The organism is Candidatus Anoxymicrobium japonicum (assembly GCA_002843005.1).
Taxonomy (GTDB): Bacteria; Actinomycetota; Geothermincolia; order Fen-727; family Anoxymicrobiaceae; genus Anoxymicrobium; species Anoxymicrobium japonicum.
Genome location: PHEX01000009.1, coordinates 7,035 through 24,927, shown reverse-complemented (window position 1 = coordinate 24,927; position 17,893 = coordinate 7,035). Strand labels below are relative to the sequence as shown.

Below are 17,893 nucleotides of genomic sequence, written 5' to 3'. Positions count from 1 at the left end.
ATCACCTTTTCTATCTGTGTCAGCGCACACGCCTACGCTTATAGAATCGGAATACAGCGGATCCAACTTGACGCTTTGCAAAAAACGCAACAATGGGGTCAGGCCCCGGTGTTGCGTTTTTTACTTCTGTGGCTTCAGGGACGCCCACCAGGGCCGGTTATCGACGTACCAACGCGCGGTTTCCTCGAGCATTGCACCGAAGTCCGAGCGCGGACTATAACCCAGGGCGGCCGCCTTTTTGAAATCAAGCGAGTAACGGCGGTCGTGGCCGGGGCGGTCGTCCACGTAATGAATAAGCGATTCGGGCTTTCCGAGCGCGGAGAGAACGCTTCTGGTTATTTCAATGTTGGTTCTTTCCTGTCCGCCGCCTATGTTATACACCTCACCCGGCTCGCCTTTCCGAAGCACGAGGTCTATCCCCGCGCAGTTGTCCGTCACAAAAAGCCAGTCCCGCACATTCTGCCCGTCACCGTAAAGCGGCAATCCGATGTCGTCGATGGCGTTCGTTATGAACAGCGGGATGAGCTTCTCAGGGTACTGATACGGTCCAAAGTTGTTGCTGGAGCGCGTGATCAGCACGGGCATCCCGTACGTTTTGTGATAGGCCCGCACGAGCAGGTCCGCCCCCGCCTTGCTCGCGGAGTACGGGCTGTTCGGAGCCAGGTTCGATTGCTCGGTGAAGGAGCCGTCCTCGATCGAGCCGTAAACCTCGTCGGTCGATACCTGGAGATAACGGCGCACGTGCCTGCGGCGGCACGCCTCCAGCAAGGTGAACGCCCCAAAAATGTCGGTCTTGATAAACTGCGCCGGATCCGTAATAGAGCGGTCGACGTGGCTCTCGGCCGCGAAGTTGATCACCGCATCGTACCCCTCGGAGATAAGCTGATCCACGAGGACCTCGTCGCATATGTCGCCTTTGACGAACGTGTAGTCGCATGCGTCCTCGATATCCCTCAAGTTCTCCTGGTTGCCCGCGTAAGTGAGCTTGTCCAGGTTGGTTATTGCGATGCCGTCATGGGTCTCGAACATATAGCGTATAAAGTTCGAGCCAATAAAACCGCACCCGCCCGTCACTAAAATTCTCAACTGCTTCACCTCGTCGCGTTCGCCCGGGGTCAGCCGTGCTTGACAGACCAGTCGTACGGTATCTGATCCGTGTCGTACGGAAGCCTTTGCTCATCCGGGTCGTCGTAGTCGTAGAGTTCGGTAGACATGTTTACGATAAACGCCTCGTTTTCGCTCACGCACTTCCAGCCGTGATATACCTCTTTGGGAATATGCACGAGCACAGGCCGGTGCTCGCCAAGGAAGATCTCCTGCACCTCGCCGCGCGTCGGCGAACTCACCCGTCCATCGTAGAGCCCGAGCTTGATCATCCCGCGCACGCATACCACGTTGTCGTTCTGCCTGTGGTGCATGTGCCACGCCTTGATGACACCCGGGTAAGTCGTGGTCACGTACGCCTGCCCGAATCTCTCGAAAACCTCGTCGTCGCTGCGGAGCATCTCCGTCAGGCGCCCGCGCTCGTCGGGGATGACCTTCAACTGCTTGATCACGACGCCGTCAATCATGTTTCCTCTCCCTACAGCATTCCAACGCGGCTGTTGTCTCCCAGCATGAAACGGTACGCCACCGGCTTTAAGGGCGAGCGCTCAACCACCACATTCTGCCCGATCAGACTGTCCTCAATGCGGCCGGAGATGTCGGTGACCGTGCTGTTCTCGAGGATGATGCTGTGCTCTATCTCCGAGTCTATGATGGTGACACCGTAGTAAATGGACGTAAACGGGCCTATGAACGAGTTGACTATCCTGGCGCCTTCACCAATAATCGCCGGGCCCCTGATCGTGCTGCCGATTACCTCCGCGCCCTTCTCGATGACCACTGTTCCAAGGATGCTGGAGTCGCTGCTGACATGGCCCTCGACCCGCGACTCGAACGTATCGAGCATTATCCGGTTGGCTTCGAGCATGTCGTCGAGGCGGCCGGTGTCTTTCCACCAGCCGTCGATAATGTGAGGATCCACGACAAGGCCCTGGTCGATGAGCCACTGGATGGCGTCCGTGATCTCGAGTTCGCCGCGGCCGGACGGCTTGATCGCCTTGACCGCGTCCATAATGCTGGAATCAAACATGTAAACGCCCACCAGCGCGAGGTCGCTCGCGGGCTTCTCCGGCTTCTCCACCAGGCGCACGACACGTCCGGCGTCGAGCTCGGCGACCCCGAACCGCTGTGGTTCCTTGACACTCGCCAGCAGTATCTGGCAGTTCGGCCGGTTCTGCCGGAACTGCTCGACAAGGCCGGAGATTCCCTCCTTGATGAGGTTGTCCCCAAGGTACATCACGAAGTCGTCCGCGCCCAGAAACTCCTCGGCCACCAGCACCGCGTGGGCCAGCCCGAGCGGCTCGTCCTGCTTGATGTAGGTAACGTTGATACCCAGTCCGGCGCCATCCCCAACAGCCTGGATTATCTCTTTGGCCGTTTCGCCGACGACGATGCCGACGTCTTTGATGCCCGCGGCTTTGATCGCCTCTAACCCGTAAAACAGCACGGGCTTATTCGCGATCGGAACAAGTTGTTTAGCCATCGTATGCGTTATCGGCCGCAACCGGGTGCCGGCGCCGCCGCAAAGGACCAGTGCCTTCATCGACTCTCTCCTTATTGGAAAATTGAGCAACCCCAGGATATTATCATCAGGTGGATCGGTATCTCAAGTTGGTTGTACTGACGCGCGCGGAGACGGTGGCATCATTGGACCAGCACGCCCGAGACCGTGGTGAGCTCAAAGCCTTGCGCGCGGATGTTCCCCGTCACTTCGACAATCGCGTCTCGCGTGTGTCCACCCAGCGTATGCATGAGAACGATGTCGCCACCGCGCACGTCGAGGGTGGCCCTATCGCGAATATTTTCCCGAATCGTGTCCGCTCGCCAGTCCAGCGTGTCTTTGTCCCATATCACCGTAATGTAACCGCTATCGGCCGCGACCTGCTCGACCCTGGCGTCCGTGTCGCCGTACGGCGGCCGGAAGTAGGCCGCTATCTTTGCGCCCGCGACCTTCATCACGGCTTCCTCGGTTCCTTTGAGCTGAGCGGTTATCTGCTCATTCGTCAGTTTTGTGAACATCGGATGGTTGTACGAGTGGTTCGCCACCTCGAACCCGCGATCCAGCATAGCGCGAAGCACCTCAAGATTCTTGTGGCACCACGCCCCGCAAACGAAAAACGTCGCCGGCGCGCGCAGCCGCGTGAGTTCATCGAGGATCGCCATCGGATGGCTTTTCTCGCTTACATCACTCGTGTCAAACGTGAGCGCCACCTTTTTCCGCGCGCGATTCCCGTTGAACACCGACCGCGCCGCGACGGGCTTTCCGGGAACAGGCGGCGCTGGCAGGAAAACGGCCTGGGCGCCGGGCGTGAAAGCAAGCCTGTTCGGCGGCACGCTATACCCTCGCAGGAGGCCAGCGTCGCGCCTGGCGTCGAGTTCCGAGCCCGCTGTGCGCGCTTTGACGCCGGGGGGCATGAAGGCGAGCCCGCGCACTTTCACTTTCTTACCGTGTTTCGCGGACGCCGCAATGCCCGAATCGGCTTTGGCCACTCTGACGCTCTCGGATCTCACAACCCTCGATGGGATCTGCTGCACCAGTTGAAACGCCACAACGGTTATCGCGAAAGTCAGCGCGAGCGCGAGCGCGTGATCGTTCACGTCCGCGCGCGGGATCGTCAGACGCGAGATGTCGAAACTGTTCAAACTGCTGCTCATCCTCATGTTCTTAAAAGCCGGTGTACCCTTCCGCGAAGTACCAGGTCTTAGATGGAGCGGTCGTCCCGGCGGTGTCGTGCCCGCCGTCACGGGCGCTGTATCCATCGGTGTACACAAAGTACATCGCGCGCTCGGCTACCACCTTCACCCCGTTTGTGGAACGCAAGGTGGTTGATACCTCCGTGTTCGAAAGCCCTTCGACCTCGTCCACGTGAATAGTGAAACGCGAGTGCGCGCGGATGGTGTACGACTTCTCGACGGCGTTGCCAGTCGGCACGCTGAAGGTCGCCTTCACTTCGGCGGGTTTCGCCTCCGGGTTTTCGATAAGCACATAAGTATCGAACCTGCCGCCGGTGTATCCTTCCGCGAAGTACCACGTGTCCGACGGCGCGGATACGCCCGCGCTGTCGCTCCCGTCGTCAATGCCGGCTGAGTACCCCATTCCATAAATACGCTCGCATTCGAACGCCGCTGCATCCGCGCCTGCCGCGTTCCGCTTCCTCGCCGTACTCACCGAGTACGACTCGGTCGCAGCGCCATTTGCAGGAACGGCGCATCGACGCTCTCGGTACGTTACCGTATTTATGGAAAGGGGCACTAAGTCATAGTCGAAGTACATCGCGCGCTCTGCGATGAAGTTGACGCCGTTCTTCGAGAGAAGCATCGTGGAGAACCCGGCGTTCTCGAGCCCGGGGATCACGTCGGCGTGTATCGTGTAACGCGAGCGCGCCGCGATGTCGTAAGTCTTCTTGATCACGACGCCGTCCTCTTTCATGTAGGTCGCCTCTACAGACGCCGCCTTCCCGCTCGGGTTCTGAATCAACACATAGGTGTCAAAGCCGCCGCCTGTGTAACCCTCGGCGAGGTGCCACGACTCCGCCGGCGCGGGCACTCCCATCGCGTTGTGCCCTCCGTCGCGTCCCATGTAATCGAAGTACATCGAGCGCTCGGCGATGATTCCGTCCCCGCTCACGCACTCCACGACCGTGGAGACGTCGGTGTTCTCGAGGCCCGGCACGTCATTGACGCACAGGGTGGTCCGCGAGAAAGCCGGCGCCTGCTGGGTCTTTTCCACGGGGGTCTTCCCTCCCGGCGTCATGAACGTGTACTTGATGTCAGCCGTGTTTGGTCCCGGGTTTTGCACAAGCACGTAAGTTTCGAAATTGCCTCCCGTATACCCTTCGGCGAGGTACCACTTCTTCTGTGCCCCTGTCACTCCCATACTCGCCGAACCGCCGTTGAAGCGGTTACCGTAGTTGAAGTACATCGCGCGTTCCGCGATGACCGGCATGTTGGACGTGACGCGCGTCGAGACCTCCTGGAACTGCATGCACTCATTGACATTGAGCGTAAACCGCGAGTTCACGGCTACCTCCTGGATTTTGTCGCTGGTCGTGCCATCGGGTTTCATAAACGTGAAAGTGACAGTGGCCGCCGCCGGGTTGGGGTTGAGCACGAGGATGTACTCATCAAAGTTAGGGCGCACCAGGTCGAACTTCGTGCTCGAAAAGCCGAAAAGTCTCTCGATAACGCTCCCCGACACGTACTTGACAGCGCTCGAACCCACCAGCTTCGCGGTCTTTACGCGTCCGCCCGGCGTTCTGCTCGAGAGATCCATCACATACAAGCTTCCTACCGCTGTATCGCTCCTCGAGTTCAGGCGCGCCTCGACGTCAGCCTTCGAAAAAGTGACGCTCCACTGAAAACGTGAGGAGTGACAGCAGTACGGGTCGGGCTTGCCGCGCAGATACGGTATGACCGAGCCGTTCCAGACATCCTCGTTGTTCTCCGTGTGCCCGCCGCAGGAACCGCAGTAGGCGGCGATTATCGGCTGGCCGTTGTACGTCATTATCTCGCCCGCGGTGGCGTCAACCGCCGCGTTGTTGTTGGGGTAGGCGGGAATGTTCTTGTTCTCGTCGCACGCCTGGCAGCAGTCGCCGCTCGAGCAGATGTCGAAGCCCTCGGCGGCGTGCTTGTTGCGATTGATGCAGGAGAGCGTGTACGTGCGCGCGGCGACGTAAAGAGCCTTGAGTTCCTCTATCGGGTAGTTGTCCGGCTCCTCCTGGAGGTGGTGCAGATAGTCGTGCATGGTCCAGACGCGGATCTGGCCGTCGCGCCCCTTGACCCTGATCGGCTGTGACTCATCGGTCTTCGAGAACGTGATGCCGGTATAGTAGAAAGAGAGAATGTCATGGTACTTCTTGCCTTCTTTTGCCATGTAATACACGCCGTCCATGCACATGCCGACGCCGTGCGCGCGGCCGTATCCCACGAAATAGTAACTGGCGCCGCCGCCCGCGTTCGCCCTGTCGCCGCCCGCGGGAACAGGCCACACCGCCCCGGACGACAGGATCAGCGCAAGCAACAGGAACATCGACATCGCGAAAATGACCTTGACGCTGTTTCTCTGCACGATACTCATGTTACCTTCCGTTGTTTTTGTTAATTATAGTTCATTCCTGATAAATATCAAGTTTTACTGCGAGAGGGGTCAAGTAGAGGGGCACCGTCTACCGCAACCTGGGGTCAGGCACCGTCTACCGCTCCGTCTACCGCTAAACGCAAAAAGGGGTCAGGCACCGTCTACCTCTCCGTCTACCGCTAAAGCGGTAGACGGTGCCTGACCCCCTACGCAGTAAATGATCTGATCGGGGGCTACCGCCCTGTGTAGCCTTCGGCGAAGTACCAGCGGGGCGCCGGGCCGGTAACGCCACCCGCGCAGGAGCCACCTGGCTTTCCCATATATTGGAAATACATCGAGCGCTCGGCCACTATCGGAAGGTTGCTGCTGACGGACGTTGAGACCTCTCGGGCCTCGAGTCCCTTTATCTTGTCCACAGATATCGTATAGCGCGACTCCGGCGCCACCTTGTACGTCTTATCCACAGATTGCCCGCTGTCTAAAAGAAAACCGACGGTAACGCTCGCCGTATCCTTGTTCGGGTTCGCTATCAGGATGTACGTATCGAAGTCGCCTGCCGTATATCCCTCCGCGAGAAACCAGTTTTTGGCGGGCGCGGCGGCGCCGAACGCGTCGTGTCCTCCCGTGATCCCGTTGTAGTTGAAGTACATCGCCCTCTCGGCGGCAATTGGGTTGTCGGCGCGCACCTTCGCGCTGAACGCTTTTTGCTCCCAACCTTTCACGTTGTCCACTACTATGGTCTTTCGCGAGCGCGGCTCGAGGTTCACCGGAAACTCTTCTTTGAGCCCGTCGTCTGACTGCAGGGTCATGGTAGCGTGGGTGGTGGCGTCCGAGGGGTTCGCGAGCAGGAAATATGTGTCGAAGCCGCCGCCGGTGTACCCTTCCGCGAAGTACCACTCGCTCGAAAGTGAGGTCACACCTCCCGAGTTGTGCCCTTCTTTTATTCCGTGATAGTCAAAGTACATGGAGCGCTCAACCACGACCGGCTTTGTCGCTTCGACACACGTCGAAAACTCGGTCTCGGCCATGCCTTCAAGCGAATCGACCAGTACCGTGCGCCTCGAGAACGGCGCGGCCTCAAACACGAGCTGTTGCGTCTTGCCGCCCGGCTTGAGAAACGTCAACGTAACCTGTGCGGGCTCTGCGCCCGGATTTTGAACGAGGATGTAGGTATCGAAGCCGTACGCCGTGCAACCTTCGGCGAGGCACCAGTTGAGAGACGGCACGGTCGCCCCGGCGCTGACGTGTCCACCGGGGTACTTGTTCAGGTAACGAAAGTACATCGAGCGCTCCGCTACCACCTTGCCTTCGATAGCCTCCACCGTTGTCGAAGCTTCCTGGCTGACCAGCGTATCGTCCATCTTCACGGTCTTGCGGCTGTGTGGTTTTACAGTGACATCCAGCGGTATCCGCCTGCCGTCTGAGAGCGCGTATGTGACGCGCGCGCGCGCGGTCTCCTCCCCGGGATTGGCAAGCAGCATGAACGTGTCGAACGATTCGGGCGGCGGCTCGAGCGTCACACGCTTGCCGCAGGCGAAGTGCTCCGCGTAGTAGCCCGAGGAAAGGCAGTCCACGCTTACGCCGGCGTTGCCACCGGTCGAGTGGACAAACAGGCCGCACCCGATATACATGCCGGCGTGCCCGCAGTAATCGGACTGGCCGGGGTCCTTGTAGAAGAAGATCGAATCTCCCGGTAGCAGGTTCTCGCGCGTGACCGTCTGGTAGCGCCCATCTTTCGCCTGGTCGTCCGCGACACGCATCATCGGATGGCCGAGAACAGTGTGGAATACGTAGTAGACCAGGCCGGAGCAGTCGTACCCGCCCTCGGCGTCGGACTCGCCTCCCCAGACGTACGGGTAGCCTATCTTCGAGAAAGCGGTGGAAAGCGCCTTTTCACGTATCGGGCCAACAAGCGCCTGCTGGCAGTGCACCCAGTCGAATGTCTCGTTCACGTAATCGACCCGCCAGCTTTCAACTTCATCCGCCTTCTGGAGGTTGAACGCCATCTCGCCGCGCGGATAGGCGGCCGTGGGCCAGATGCGCGTGTCACGGTACTTCAGGTGAAGATCGTGTGCCACGATAGAAGCTCCGAGATACTCGGGCCCGCCGGGCCAGATCCCACGCGCATATTTTACCGGTCCGCCCACTTCCAACCCCGCATTGAGTCCCGCGAGAGCCGAGAAGGCAACCTGCGGATCATGAGGCTTGAAAGAGCCGTCGGCGAAACGCGTGACATACCCGTGCTTGACCGCGATGTTCGCGAAGCGGAAGTTGGAGTCCGACGCGGGAAGATCGGTGAATGTTATGGCGGGGTCAGGCGCTTCGCCCACGTCTTTGAATAATTTTACCAGGGCGCACGCGTAGTCAATCCTGTTGACAGGGTCAGTCGGGTGAAAGTTCCCGTCCGCGCCGCCGTTCATGTACCCCTTGCTCGTGACGTACTCTATAGCCTGCTGAATGTCGGCTGGCTGGTTCGCTATGTCGGGAAAACTCGTGGCGAGCGCGCGGGGCGCTGTCATAAGTGTGGCGGGGCAGATGAGCAGTGCCGCGGCAATGATCGTCGCGGCGAGCTTTAGCGCATGAGCGCGCATTCGTGTGCCCCGTCTCTCTGACATCGCTTACCTCGTGCAGCCCTCCGCGAAGTACCACTCGAGCGCGGGCGCGGACACGCCCATCGCGTTGTGGCCCCCGTGCTTCGAGCCGTAATCGAAATACATCGAACGCTCGACGACCAGCGGCACGCGGCACGTCACGCGCGTGGAGAACTCGGCCGCGCCCATGCCCTCGACTTCATTGACCTTGATCGTTTGCCGCGACCTCGCGGGAACGCTCACGCCTATCTTCTTCACGGCCCCATCCGGGAGCAGAAACTCGACGGTGGCGCCGGCGCTCTCCTGCCCCGGATTCTCCAACAATATGTACGTGTCGCAGCCCGCTCGCGTGTATCCTTCGGCCAGATACCATAGCGTCGAGGGCGCGGTTGCCGCGATCGAGCATGTGCCTTCCTTTATGCCGGAGTAGTCGAAGTACATCGAGCGCTCGACAACGACAGGGACGCTGGATTCCACCGCGACCGAGACGTCTGTAGCGCCCAGCCCCTCCAGCTCATCGACGTGGATCGTCTTCCGGCTGTTTGGGGCGACCTCTTCTATCGCGCTTGTCGCTTTGCCCCCGGGCAACAAATAATCGACGCGCACCGACGCGTCCACGGCGTTCGGGTTCTCGATGAGCACGAAGGTATCAAACCCCTTGCCAGTGTACCCTTCGGCGAGGTACCAGTTTCGCGCGGGCGAGATCACTCCGGGCGAGTTGTGCCCTCCCGACTTGCCATCGTGGTTGTTGAAGTACATCGAGCGCTCGGCGACGACAGGCGAGGCAGCCATTACTTTCACGGAGAAGTCGGCATTTTCAACACCCGGGACGTCTGAGCAGTTGAGTGTAAAGCGTGAGTAAGGTTTCAGGTTGCACTTGTAATCCACGTTCTTGCCATCGGAGCGCATGAATCGCACCGTCACAGAATTCTGCGCGCCACCCGGGTTCTGTATCAAGACATACGTGTCAAAGCCCCAGGCAGTCGAGCCCTCCGCGAGGTGCCACTCGCTAGAGGGTGCCGTCACCCCTGGAGAGTCGTGCCCTCCTCTGCAACCAGCAAAGTTAAAATACATGGCGCGCTCGGCGATGATTGGCACGCCGTTGGCGCTCGAGATAAACGCAGAGAGATCCATGTTTGGCTCAGACTCGTCAACGTGCACGGTGTACCTGGACAGCGGTGGAACCGTTATGGCGCGGGTATTCTTGTGCCCGCCCGTGTTCATGTAATCGATTTTAATCTCGGCGGTTTTCTCAGAGTCCGGGTTCATCATGAGGATGTACTCGTCAAAACGCCCGGGATCCAACAGATAGTCGTTGATACCCGCCGCGATCCCTTCGGCGATCTTCTGCCTGAACTTCGGATCCTTCAGGAGCTTTGCCTCCGCCGGGTTGGTCAGAAAAGCGCCCTCGACGAGCGCCGAAGTCATATCCGTATTCTTGAGGACGTAAAAACCGGCCTCCTTGACCCCGCGGTCTTCGAGCTTGATTCTCTTCACGACCTCCTGGTGAACGAAAGTCGCGAGGCGCCGTCCTTCCTCTGAATCGTAGTAGCAGTAGGTCTCGGTGCCCTCGGAAGTTGTCAGATACGCGTTGTTGTGTATCGACACGAAAATCAAAGCGCCGGCGTTATTGGCTATGTCGCAACGCTCCTGGAGAGATACGGTTTTGTCCGTGCTCCTCGTCATGAGAACTTGATAGCCCATAGCCTCTATGAGCGGCTTCGCGCGCAGAGCAATGTTCAAGTTGACATCTTTTTCCTTGACATCGTTGTAGGCGGCGCCGGAGTCGTCACCGCCGTGCCCCGGGTCGATGCACATTAGGGCAAGCCCTCTTCCCGTAGGCGCCTGCTGCCCCGCGCGCGAAACCGGGCACGCCATCGCAAGGACGATGGCCGCTGCCGCCACTGCCTTTATCATCTTTCCATCAATTCGCGCTCTCATCATCCTCCAGACAAAAAAACCAGGCATAACCCGATTTGTAATTCCGGCTCCCTGGCAAAAGGACTATATTAATTTATCGAATATTTCTCTAATCGACAGCAACAATCCTTTACTTTTGGTAAACGCAACACAGGGGGTCAGGCCCCTCCTGTTGCGGCAGATCGATGTTGCTTTCCTGGCAAAACAAAAACGCAACACAGGGGGTCAGGCCCCTCCTGTTGCGTTTACAAAAGTTAAGGAATGCCTGATCCTCCACGGATGCCTAGCGAGTCTGTTCCGCCGCTTCTGTCGTTGAAGTAGATGGCGCGCTCGACGATTATCGGGCCGTCCGTGGTCACCCTGGCACTGGCCTCCGAGGCGGGCAGCGTCTCGTCCATCGAAATCGTAAAACGGCTGCGCGGCGCCACCGTGTAAGCCTTCGTGGTGTTTGCGCCGCCCGGCGCCATGTAAGTCACGTTGATCTTCCTGTCCTCATCCCCAGGATTTTGCACGAGTATCCACGTCTCGAACCCCTGGGCGGTGTACCCCTCAGGCAAGTACCAGGCGCTATCCGGGGTCGGGGTCCCAATACAGTCGTGGCCGTCGCTACGGTTGTTCCAGTACATAGCGCGCTCGACCAAGACGGGGCTCTGGGCGCGAACCTTGACCGACACCTCGCTTTTGGGCAGGTAATCGTCAACCCCTATCGTGAACCTGCACTTTGGCGGAAGCTGGAACTGCCTGACCATGTTTTGTCCCGTTTGCTCCATGAACGTGACCGTGACGTTGTTGCTGGTGGACTGCGGGTTTTGTATGAGCACGTACTCCTCGAAGCCCTGGTCGGTATAACCCTCGGCCAGGTACCACGTCCTCGAAAGGGAGCACGCTCCGATGGAACTCGTACCCGCGGTCATGTTGTTGAGATATTGCGCGCGCTCGACCACCACGGGCTCGGAGCTATCCACCTGTGTCGAGATTGATTGCGCGGGAATGATGTCGTCCACGTGGATGGTGAACCTCGAGTGGGCGCCGACCGTGTACTTCTTGATTTTGTTGCCCGCGCCGGGGGTCATGAACGTGGCGGTGATGTTGGCGACGGCGTCTCCCGGATTTCCGATTAGCACGTACTCGTCGAAACCGTCCGCTGTGTACCCTTCCGCCAGATACCATGTCTTCGATGGTTGCGAGACGCCGATGGAGGCGTGTCCCGCCTTCCTCCCGCTGAAGTACATGGCGCGCTCCACGCCGATCGGCACATCCGCGCTGACGAACGCGCTAACTTCCGCATCCGGGAGCAGGTCGTCCACGGTGATCGTGAACCGGCTGTTCGCCGCGATCGCGTAGCTGCGCACCAGCGTCTGCCCACCGGGCATCATGAAGGTCACGGTCACGTTGGCGGCCACGGCGTTGGGATTCTGAATAAGGACGTACATCTCGAATTCGCCGCCCGTCTCGTTGTGTCCGGTAAAGCCTTCGGCCAGGTACCACGTCTTCGAGAGATCGGGGATCGACCTGTTCACGTAGATCGGCGTGGACACGGGTCTAACCTCGTACGCCACGCTGTTCGATCGCGCGTCCACTTTTGCCGTGTACGTGCCGTCCCCAACCGGCTGGCCACTTGAGTCCTTGCCGTCCCAGGAGAAGCTGTGCCCGCCGGCCGACAGGCTCGTCTTGGGATACGACTTCACAAGAAGAGACCCCGCCCAGATAGAAGCTGTAACTTTTGATGACACCGGCAGCGTGTAAGAGACCGCAACCGTGTCGTTCACCCCGTCCGAGTTCGGGCTCAGCGCGTGGCTGCCCGCGCTCATTCCCGTTATATTCTTCATCCCTCTGACGGCGACCTTCGCCGGAAGCAGCGATCTGTTGGTGATAACGGGCGCGGCGGTTGCGTTTGGGAAATACATGGTTGGCACACGCGACGCCGGCGTGGCGTTGTCCCAGTCCGCCCTCGAGAAAACCGGCACACGAAGCGGGCCGGTCGTCTGCTGGTAGTAAAGCGCTCCCGCGGGCGCGTCGAGTGTAAGCCCCGCCACCGCGTCCAGCAGCGCGCCACGGCACGTCCGTTGCCGACGCGCCGGACGCTCCCTTGCCGCCCGGATACACCACCACGTCCCAGAACGTCCCGTTCAGGTTCTTTGCGAAGTACTTCTCGAGGCTCCAGTAACGGGTCGACAGGGCGAGCGGGTTGTCATTGTGCAGGTTCACGCCAAGCTGGCAGGCAACCTGATCCCGCCACAGATTTTGCGAGACCCACGCGTTGTACTGGTCGTATGTCGAGTGCGGGCAACCGTATGTCTTAAGTGTTTTTTCCGTCGAGTTGGCCACGTCAGCGGCGAACTTGTCGATATTGCCCGACGTCACCCCTGCCGAGCGCGTGCCGCCGAGCAGGTACAGCAGCCCATTGGCGGAATAGATACTGTAAGCGTCCCTGTCCTCGGGCGTCACATCCTGGTCACTGCAGACCGCGAAGTGATCCGAGCGCCACATGTCGTACTCGAGCGTCTGGTTGATGGACTCCACCTGGCCGCGACACTTCGAGGCGTAAGTGAGGTCGGGTGTTGAAAGGCTCGAGGCCATCTCGCGCGCGGCCTGAAACGCGCCCATGCACTTCACGCCCAGATAAACAGAATCTTTGCCCCACTGGATCGCGGGCGAGCCCTGATCCACGGTGTTTTGCGTATGCAGGTCCGGAAGGCCGTTGTTGTTGCTGTCGCATTTCACGATGAAGTCCACCAGCTTGCGGATCGTGGGAAACTGCTGCTGCACAAACGCCTGGTCGCCAGTCGTCTTCCAGTACTTATAGAGGAGCAATATGAAGTTCGCGTTCTCTTCCACGGGCATGTCCAACGGATAAACCTGTCCGGTCGCGACATATCCGATGCCCATGTCGTGCGACAGGTATGTCCCCTGTGGGCACGTTTGCTGGTACAGCACCCACTCGCTCATGATGGTTTTCAAGAGGGAGGGCCAGTAGTAGAAATAGAACCAGGCGTTGTTGTACTCCACATCGATAGTGCTGTGAAACCTGCAGCTCGAGCCCTCCCAGACGCTGAACCAGTCACGGCCGGACTCCGAGCGCATCCACCACGTGTTGATGATAAAGCTCTGGAAGCCACACGCCATAAGGTTCCTTACGGGATCGCGGCATGCGGTCGGGAGGGTGAGGTACGAGTCCGACGAAATGGTGGAATCAAAGAAGTTCGACTTGTCCTCGATAGCGTCGCCAGCATTTCTTTCGTTCACGGCATAATTCACAACGTCACCGACGTTCGCGAACTGCGTTCGGTACCTGAACCGGAACGTCTGATCCGTATAAGAACTGTTGGCGACCGTCAAGATATGCTCGTTGACGTACCCCGCCAGGATGAAATGCCTGGTGACCGACGCGCCGGGCGCGAGAGCCGTTATGGACCAGACGGCCCCCAAATAGCCACGTGGATAAAAGCTGTAGATCGGCTGTTTGTAGTCGCTGTACGTCTTCGGGTAACCGGCGGGCGAGACGTATCCCCACAGCCTGTCGGCGGTGAAGTCCGCGAACTCCGCCTCGGCGTCTCCACGGAAATCGACGTCCCCCGCCTCCCCGGACGGAACCGCGAGCGTTTCGATGGCTGTCCTGGCCTTGAACGGGTTAGAGCTCTCGTCGTAGTAGTTGTAGCTCGTCGTGCTTGAAATCCCCTCTTCCGTCGCGGTTGACAACGGAGTGATCGCGCTGGACGCGAAGTTGCGCTTCTGTGGCCTCGCGAAAACGAACGTTGGCGAAGCGGCAGCCGCGCCGTTGTTCTTGACCGTGACGTCCACATAGAAAAATGGAGCGCCACTGACCTTCTCGTTCCCAGGGTAAAAAGGCGCCCTGAACGTGGTGGTCACCTCGAATGGCAACGCGGTGGACGAACACTTGTAACTTTGAGAAGTCATGGTTTGCGACTGGACCATAGTCTCCCAGGCGGGGTACCGATCCGTGAACGGCAGGCCCCTGGTGACGCCTCCGTTAGAGAGAGCTAAAACTAGGTCGTGAAGGTCGCCGGTTCCGTCCCCTAACGACGAAAAGCGGGCGGCGAGCCTCTGGGGCGCCAGATTCAGGCTGAACCTCGCCCCGAGGCGTCCAAGGATAGCCTCAAAGACGTCCTGACTGCCCGAGCCGCTGAAACGCGCCGGCGGAGTCATGTTGAGCCTGCTGGTGGACGCGTTGACCTCGAGGACGTTGGCGACTCCCTTGTACAGGCGGACGGTGCTGATGGTCGCGTAATCCTTGCAGCCGGACTCGTTGGAACGCAAGCAAACGGTAAGCACGCCCGAGGAATCGGTGGTCGCGACAACAGTTTTCTGATACGCCTTGTTCTTGCCGGCCACCGCGTAAAGGTCGATCTTCGAGAGCGCCTTTCCGCCCTGCACATACACGTTGAAGAGACGCTTGCCGCTGGCGGAAAAGTCGTGCTCGACAAAGCTGAGTTCCACAGAGTAGGTGGAGGACGGCATCAGGTTGCCCATAGCGTAAGAGAACCACTTCCCCTCGCGCTGGCGCTGGAACTTGTACTCCTGCAAGGTCAGGTTGTTGGTTCCCGTTATCTTGGTGGTTGTGAACTGACTTGGGTAAGTAATATCGCTTGTAGCGTTCTGCTGCAGTTCAACGACCGGCTGGCCGGCGCCCGCGGCGCGCGCGGTTCCGGTCACGAGAAGCAACGCCGCCACAACGACGAGCGCCACCAACCCCGAACAAAGTATCGTCCTTTTCAATCTTAAATCCATCACATTCATTATCATACATTAGGGGTCAGGCACCGTCTACCTTTCCGTCTACCGCTGCGCGGTAGATGTTGCCCCGGTTCCAACAAATTCTTGTGACAACCGTGATTTGTTATACTGCACAGATGAATATTCTCTTTGTGGTGAAAGAGTTCCCTCATAGTCAGGTAATTGGCGGCCCGATAATCATCTACAACCGGGTCAAATATCTGTCGGCAAACCATACTGTCTCCTGCATAGCTTTCGCGCCTCATGAACCAACGCCCGAGCAGATCGACTCGCTCGAAATGTACACTCATGAGCTCCGCCTGATTCCCGGCCTCAGTGCCCGAGGCGCGCTAAAGCGGTCTCGCGACTGGCTGGCGGGCCCTGTCCCGCCTTACTTCATGCTCAACTACTCACCGCGCATGTACGAAGAGATCGGGATAATGACCCGCTCTTTCTCCTACGACGTGGTCATCTCCGAGTACTCCATGGTCGCGCAGTATCTCTACAAAAACCCCGACCTCGCCCGCATGAAACGGGTAATGTCGGTTCACGAGTGCTACTACCTCGCCAGAAAAAAAGCCCTCGAGATGCACGGCTTCAGCGTCGAAGGCGGGCGAGCGCTTATGCAGCTCAAGGGCTTGAAGCGGTTCGAGTCCGATATGTACGCGGATGCCGACAAAGTGCTGGCGTTGACCCCCGAGGGCAAGGACGAGCTCCTCGCCATCCGTGGCGACCTGGACATCTCAGTGGTTCCGCACGGAGTGGACGTGGACGGATTCCGCCCGGCTGCGGACCGCGTCGACCACCCGCCGACGGTAATGTTTCTTGGCAACTTCCCGCACGACCCAAACCGTGACGCGATGGTCTTTTTTGCCGAGAACGCGTGGCCGCTCGTCAAACAGGATGTCCCCAACGCCCGGTTCCTGGTGGTCGGCCGTGGCCCGACGCCTGACATGCTCGAGCTCGCGAAGCGGGATCCGTCGATCGTCATCACCGGCGAGGTGGCGGACGTAAAGCCGCACTTCCACGAGTCAGACGTCTTCGTCTGCCCTGTTCGAACAGGAGGCGGCTTCCGGGGAAAGGTGCTGGAAGCGATGGCAAGCGGTGTGCCCGTGGTGTCAACCGCTCTCGGCGCCGAGGGGTTTCCCGCCTCCAGCGGCGAGAACATCCTTCTGGCGGAAACACCGGCCGGCCTTGCCTCGGAAACGATCAGGCTCTTAAAGGATGTCGCCCTTCGAGACCGGATCGCCGCTCGGGCGCGTGAGATCATGGTGGAACAGTTCTCATGGCAAAAGGGCGTTGAGATCCTCGAGGAAGTTCTCGAGGAAGTAATGTCAGCGGGCTAAAAACGCATAATTTGGTTTGACCCCATTATGCGTTTTCGCGTCAGCGGGCCATGTGTATTGCGATGCTCAAAACTATTCTTACGTTTTCACTTTTTGAGCGGTAGGCAATGAGGTCCACCGGCAACAGGCAACAGCGAATCGTGTCGCCTTTTGCTACCGGCGACCGTCCCTGATAAACAACGAAAAACGTCATGTCCAGCGCTTTGTTTTCCCAGGTCGGCTGGAGCCTGACAAACGTGGCGTTGCCGCCGGAGGGCGTGTTCACAATCTCGACAGCCAGCGCTTTTCCTGTCAGGAACACCGGTTTTCCAACGTACTCCGCGTAGTCGCGCTCGATGAGCGCGGGGTCGGTGGGTGAAGCGTATTCCGCGATTCGATCTTTTTCAGTAGTTGGAAAAAGTTCCTGGTGACTGTTCATGAAGGCCGCCGCCGGTTCGGCTATGTCTATTGTGAAGCCGCCAAAGTACCCTTTATGAAAAAAGTATTCGAGCAAGTTCTGGTATCTTCCGACAAGCTCCCCGTACTTGCACGTGTCACAGAGACCCATGGCGGTCTCCACGAAGTAGTTGTCGCGCTCGGACTTCTTGACGTCCAGAACCCTTACTCTGTTCTTGTAGATTCTGCCGCACTTCGAGCAGTTCCACAAAGTGCCGCTCTTGACCGGCAACATGGCGTTGCGCTCGATCTGCCTGCATGCGACATAGCTCGTGATCCCCGCGCCCAACCCGAGCGCCACGACAATGACAACCGTCACTATTATGGGTAGCTTCGAGTTCTCGATCCCCGCGACAAAGCGCGCGCGGTTTTTTTCATGGTCTCGCGCCCTGTCGTCACCGGCGGGATCATCGATGAAGCTATAGCCGCATATTGGACAGAAGAGGTTCGTCTCCTGGTTCCTCGCGGCGCAGTCCGGACACTGTTTCAAGTAAGCGCATCCTTTTAACGGACTCATGCTGTGCGCCTGAATTCACGATAGACCGAAAGCGCCACACCCGTCAATCATCGTATTTGAAAAGCGATTCTTTTTTGGGTCCTCACACAAATCGGTGGGTGACTGAACCCCAACAAACCTTGCCATAACGGCATTCTCCCCCTATATTCCGGTTGTTGTATCAGCGACC

At 58.9% G+C, this 17,893-nt stretch carries 11 protein-coding genes; 1 reads left to right on the top strand and 10 read right to left on the bottom strand.

Annotated elements, in window-relative coordinates:
• Nucleotides 1–120 precede the first annotated feature (120 nt).
• The 9 genes from rfbB to CVT63_01620 all read right to left on the bottom strand — a co-directional run bounded on the left by rfbB (nt 121) and on the right by CVT63_01620 (nt 15,456).
• Entirely contained in the window at nt 121–1,086 is a 966-nt protein-coding gene (gene rfbB / locus CVT63_01660) for a dTDP-glucose 4,6-dehydratase (protein PKQ28645.1), read from the bottom strand.
• 29 nt (nt 1,087–1,115) lie between these two features.
• Nucleotides 1,116–1,571, bottom strand: a complete 456-nt coding sequence (locus tag CVT63_01655; GenBank protein PKQ28644.1) for a dTDP-4-dehydrorhamnose 3,5-epimerase — start codon at nt 1,569–1,571, stop codon at nt 1,116–1,118.
• Nucleotides 1,572–1,582: 11 nt separating this feature from the next.
• Nucleotides 1,583–2,647, bottom strand: a complete 1,065-nt coding sequence (locus CVT63_01650) for a glucose-1-phosphate thymidylyltransferase (GenBank protein ID PKQ28643.1) — start codon at nt 2,645–2,647, stop codon at nt 1,583–1,585.
• 101 nt (nt 2,648–2,748) lie between these two features.
• Nucleotides 2,749–3,864, bottom strand: a complete 1,116-nt coding sequence (locus CVT63_01645) for a hypothetical protein (protein ID PKQ28663.1) — start codon at nt 3,862–3,864, stop codon at nt 2,749–2,751.
• Nucleotides 3,770–6,181, bottom strand: coding sequence for a hypothetical protein (locus CVT63_01640; protein PKQ28642.1), 2,412 nt, complete (start codon nt 6,179–6,181; stop codon nt 3,770–3,772). The genes CVT63_01645 and CVT63_01640 overlap by 95 nt, the downstream gene beginning before the upstream one ends.
• 233 nt (nt 6,182–6,414) lie before the next feature.
• Nucleotides 6,415–8,796, bottom strand: coding sequence for a hypothetical protein (locus CVT63_01635; GenBank protein ID PKQ28641.1), 2,382 nt, complete (start codon nt 8,794–8,796; stop codon nt 6,415–6,417).
• A gap of 3 nt (nt 8,797–8,799) precedes the next feature.
• Complete coding sequence (locus CVT63_01630; protein PKQ28640.1) at nt 8,800–10,740, bottom strand: hypothetical protein; 1,941 nt, start codon at nt 10,738–10,740, stop codon at nt 8,800–8,802.
• Between the two features lie 206 nt (nt 10,741–10,946).
• Nucleotides 10,947–12,659 (bottom strand): hypothetical protein, encoded by a 1,713-nt coding sequence (locus tag CVT63_01625; GenBank protein PKQ28639.1) that lies wholly within the window; start codon nt 12,657–12,659, stop codon nt 10,947–10,949.
• A complete protein-coding gene (locus CVT63_01620) occupies nt 12,235–15,456 on the bottom strand; it encodes a hypothetical protein (protein PKQ28638.1) in 3,222 nt (1,073 codons plus the stop codon). The genes CVT63_01625 and CVT63_01620 overlap by 425 nt, the downstream gene beginning before the upstream one ends.
• A 50-nt stretch (nt 15,457–15,506) precedes the next feature.
• Here CVT63_01620 and CVT63_01615 point away from each other — a divergent pair, with 50 nt between their 5' ends.
• Nucleotides 15,507–16,772 carry a hypothetical protein gene (locus CVT63_01615; GenBank protein ID PKQ28637.1) on the top strand — a complete coding sequence of 422 codons (1,266 nt, stop codon included), beginning with the start codon at nt 15,507–15,509 and terminating at the stop codon, nt 16,770–16,772.
• A 40-nt stretch (nt 16,773–16,812) separates the two neighbouring features.
• Here CVT63_01615 and CVT63_01610 read toward each other — a convergent pair whose 3' ends face one another.
• Nucleotides 16,813–17,724, bottom strand: coding sequence for a hypothetical protein (locus CVT63_01610; GenBank protein ID PKQ28636.1), 912 nt, complete (start codon nt 17,722–17,724; stop codon nt 16,813–16,815).
• Nucleotides 17,725–17,893 lie beyond the last annotated feature (169 nt).

Bases quoted from the DNA above. Each gene is read 5' to 3' on its own strand.
- CVT63_01615 (PKQ28637.1), top strand. From the start codon at position 15,507: ATGTTGCCCCGGTTCCAACAAATTCTTGTGACAACCGTGATTTGTTAT.
- CVT63_01635 (PKQ28641.1), bottom strand. From the start codon at position 8,796: ATGTCAGAGAGACGGGGCACACGAATGCGCGCTCATGCGCTAAAGCTC.
- CVT63_01640 (PKQ28642.1), bottom strand. From the start codon at position 6,181: ATGAGTATCGTGCAGAGAAACAGCGTCAAGGTCATTTTCGCGATGTCG.
- CVT63_01645 (PKQ28663.1), bottom strand. From the start codon at position 3,864: ATGGATACAGCGCCCGTGACGGCGGGCACGACACCGCCGGGACGACCG.
- CVT63_01650 (PKQ28643.1), bottom strand. From the start codon at position 2,647: ATGAAGGCACTGGTCCTTTGCGGCGGCGCCGGCACCCGGTTGCGGCCG.
- CVT63_01610 (PKQ28636.1), bottom strand. From the start codon at position 17,724: ATGAGTCCGTTAAAAGGATGCGCTTACTTGAAACAGTGTCCGGACTGC.
- CVT63_01655 (PKQ28644.1), bottom strand. From the start codon at position 1,571: ATGATTGACGGCGTCGTGATCAAGCAGTTGAAGGTCATCCCCGACGAG.
- CVT63_01620 (PKQ28638.1), bottom strand. From the start codon at position 15,456: ATGATAATGAATGTGATGGATTTAAGATTGAAAAGGACGATACTTTGT.
- CVT63_01630 (PKQ28640.1), bottom strand. From the start codon at position 10,740: ATGCCTGGTTTTTTTGTCTGGAGGATGATGAGAGCGCGAATTGATGGA.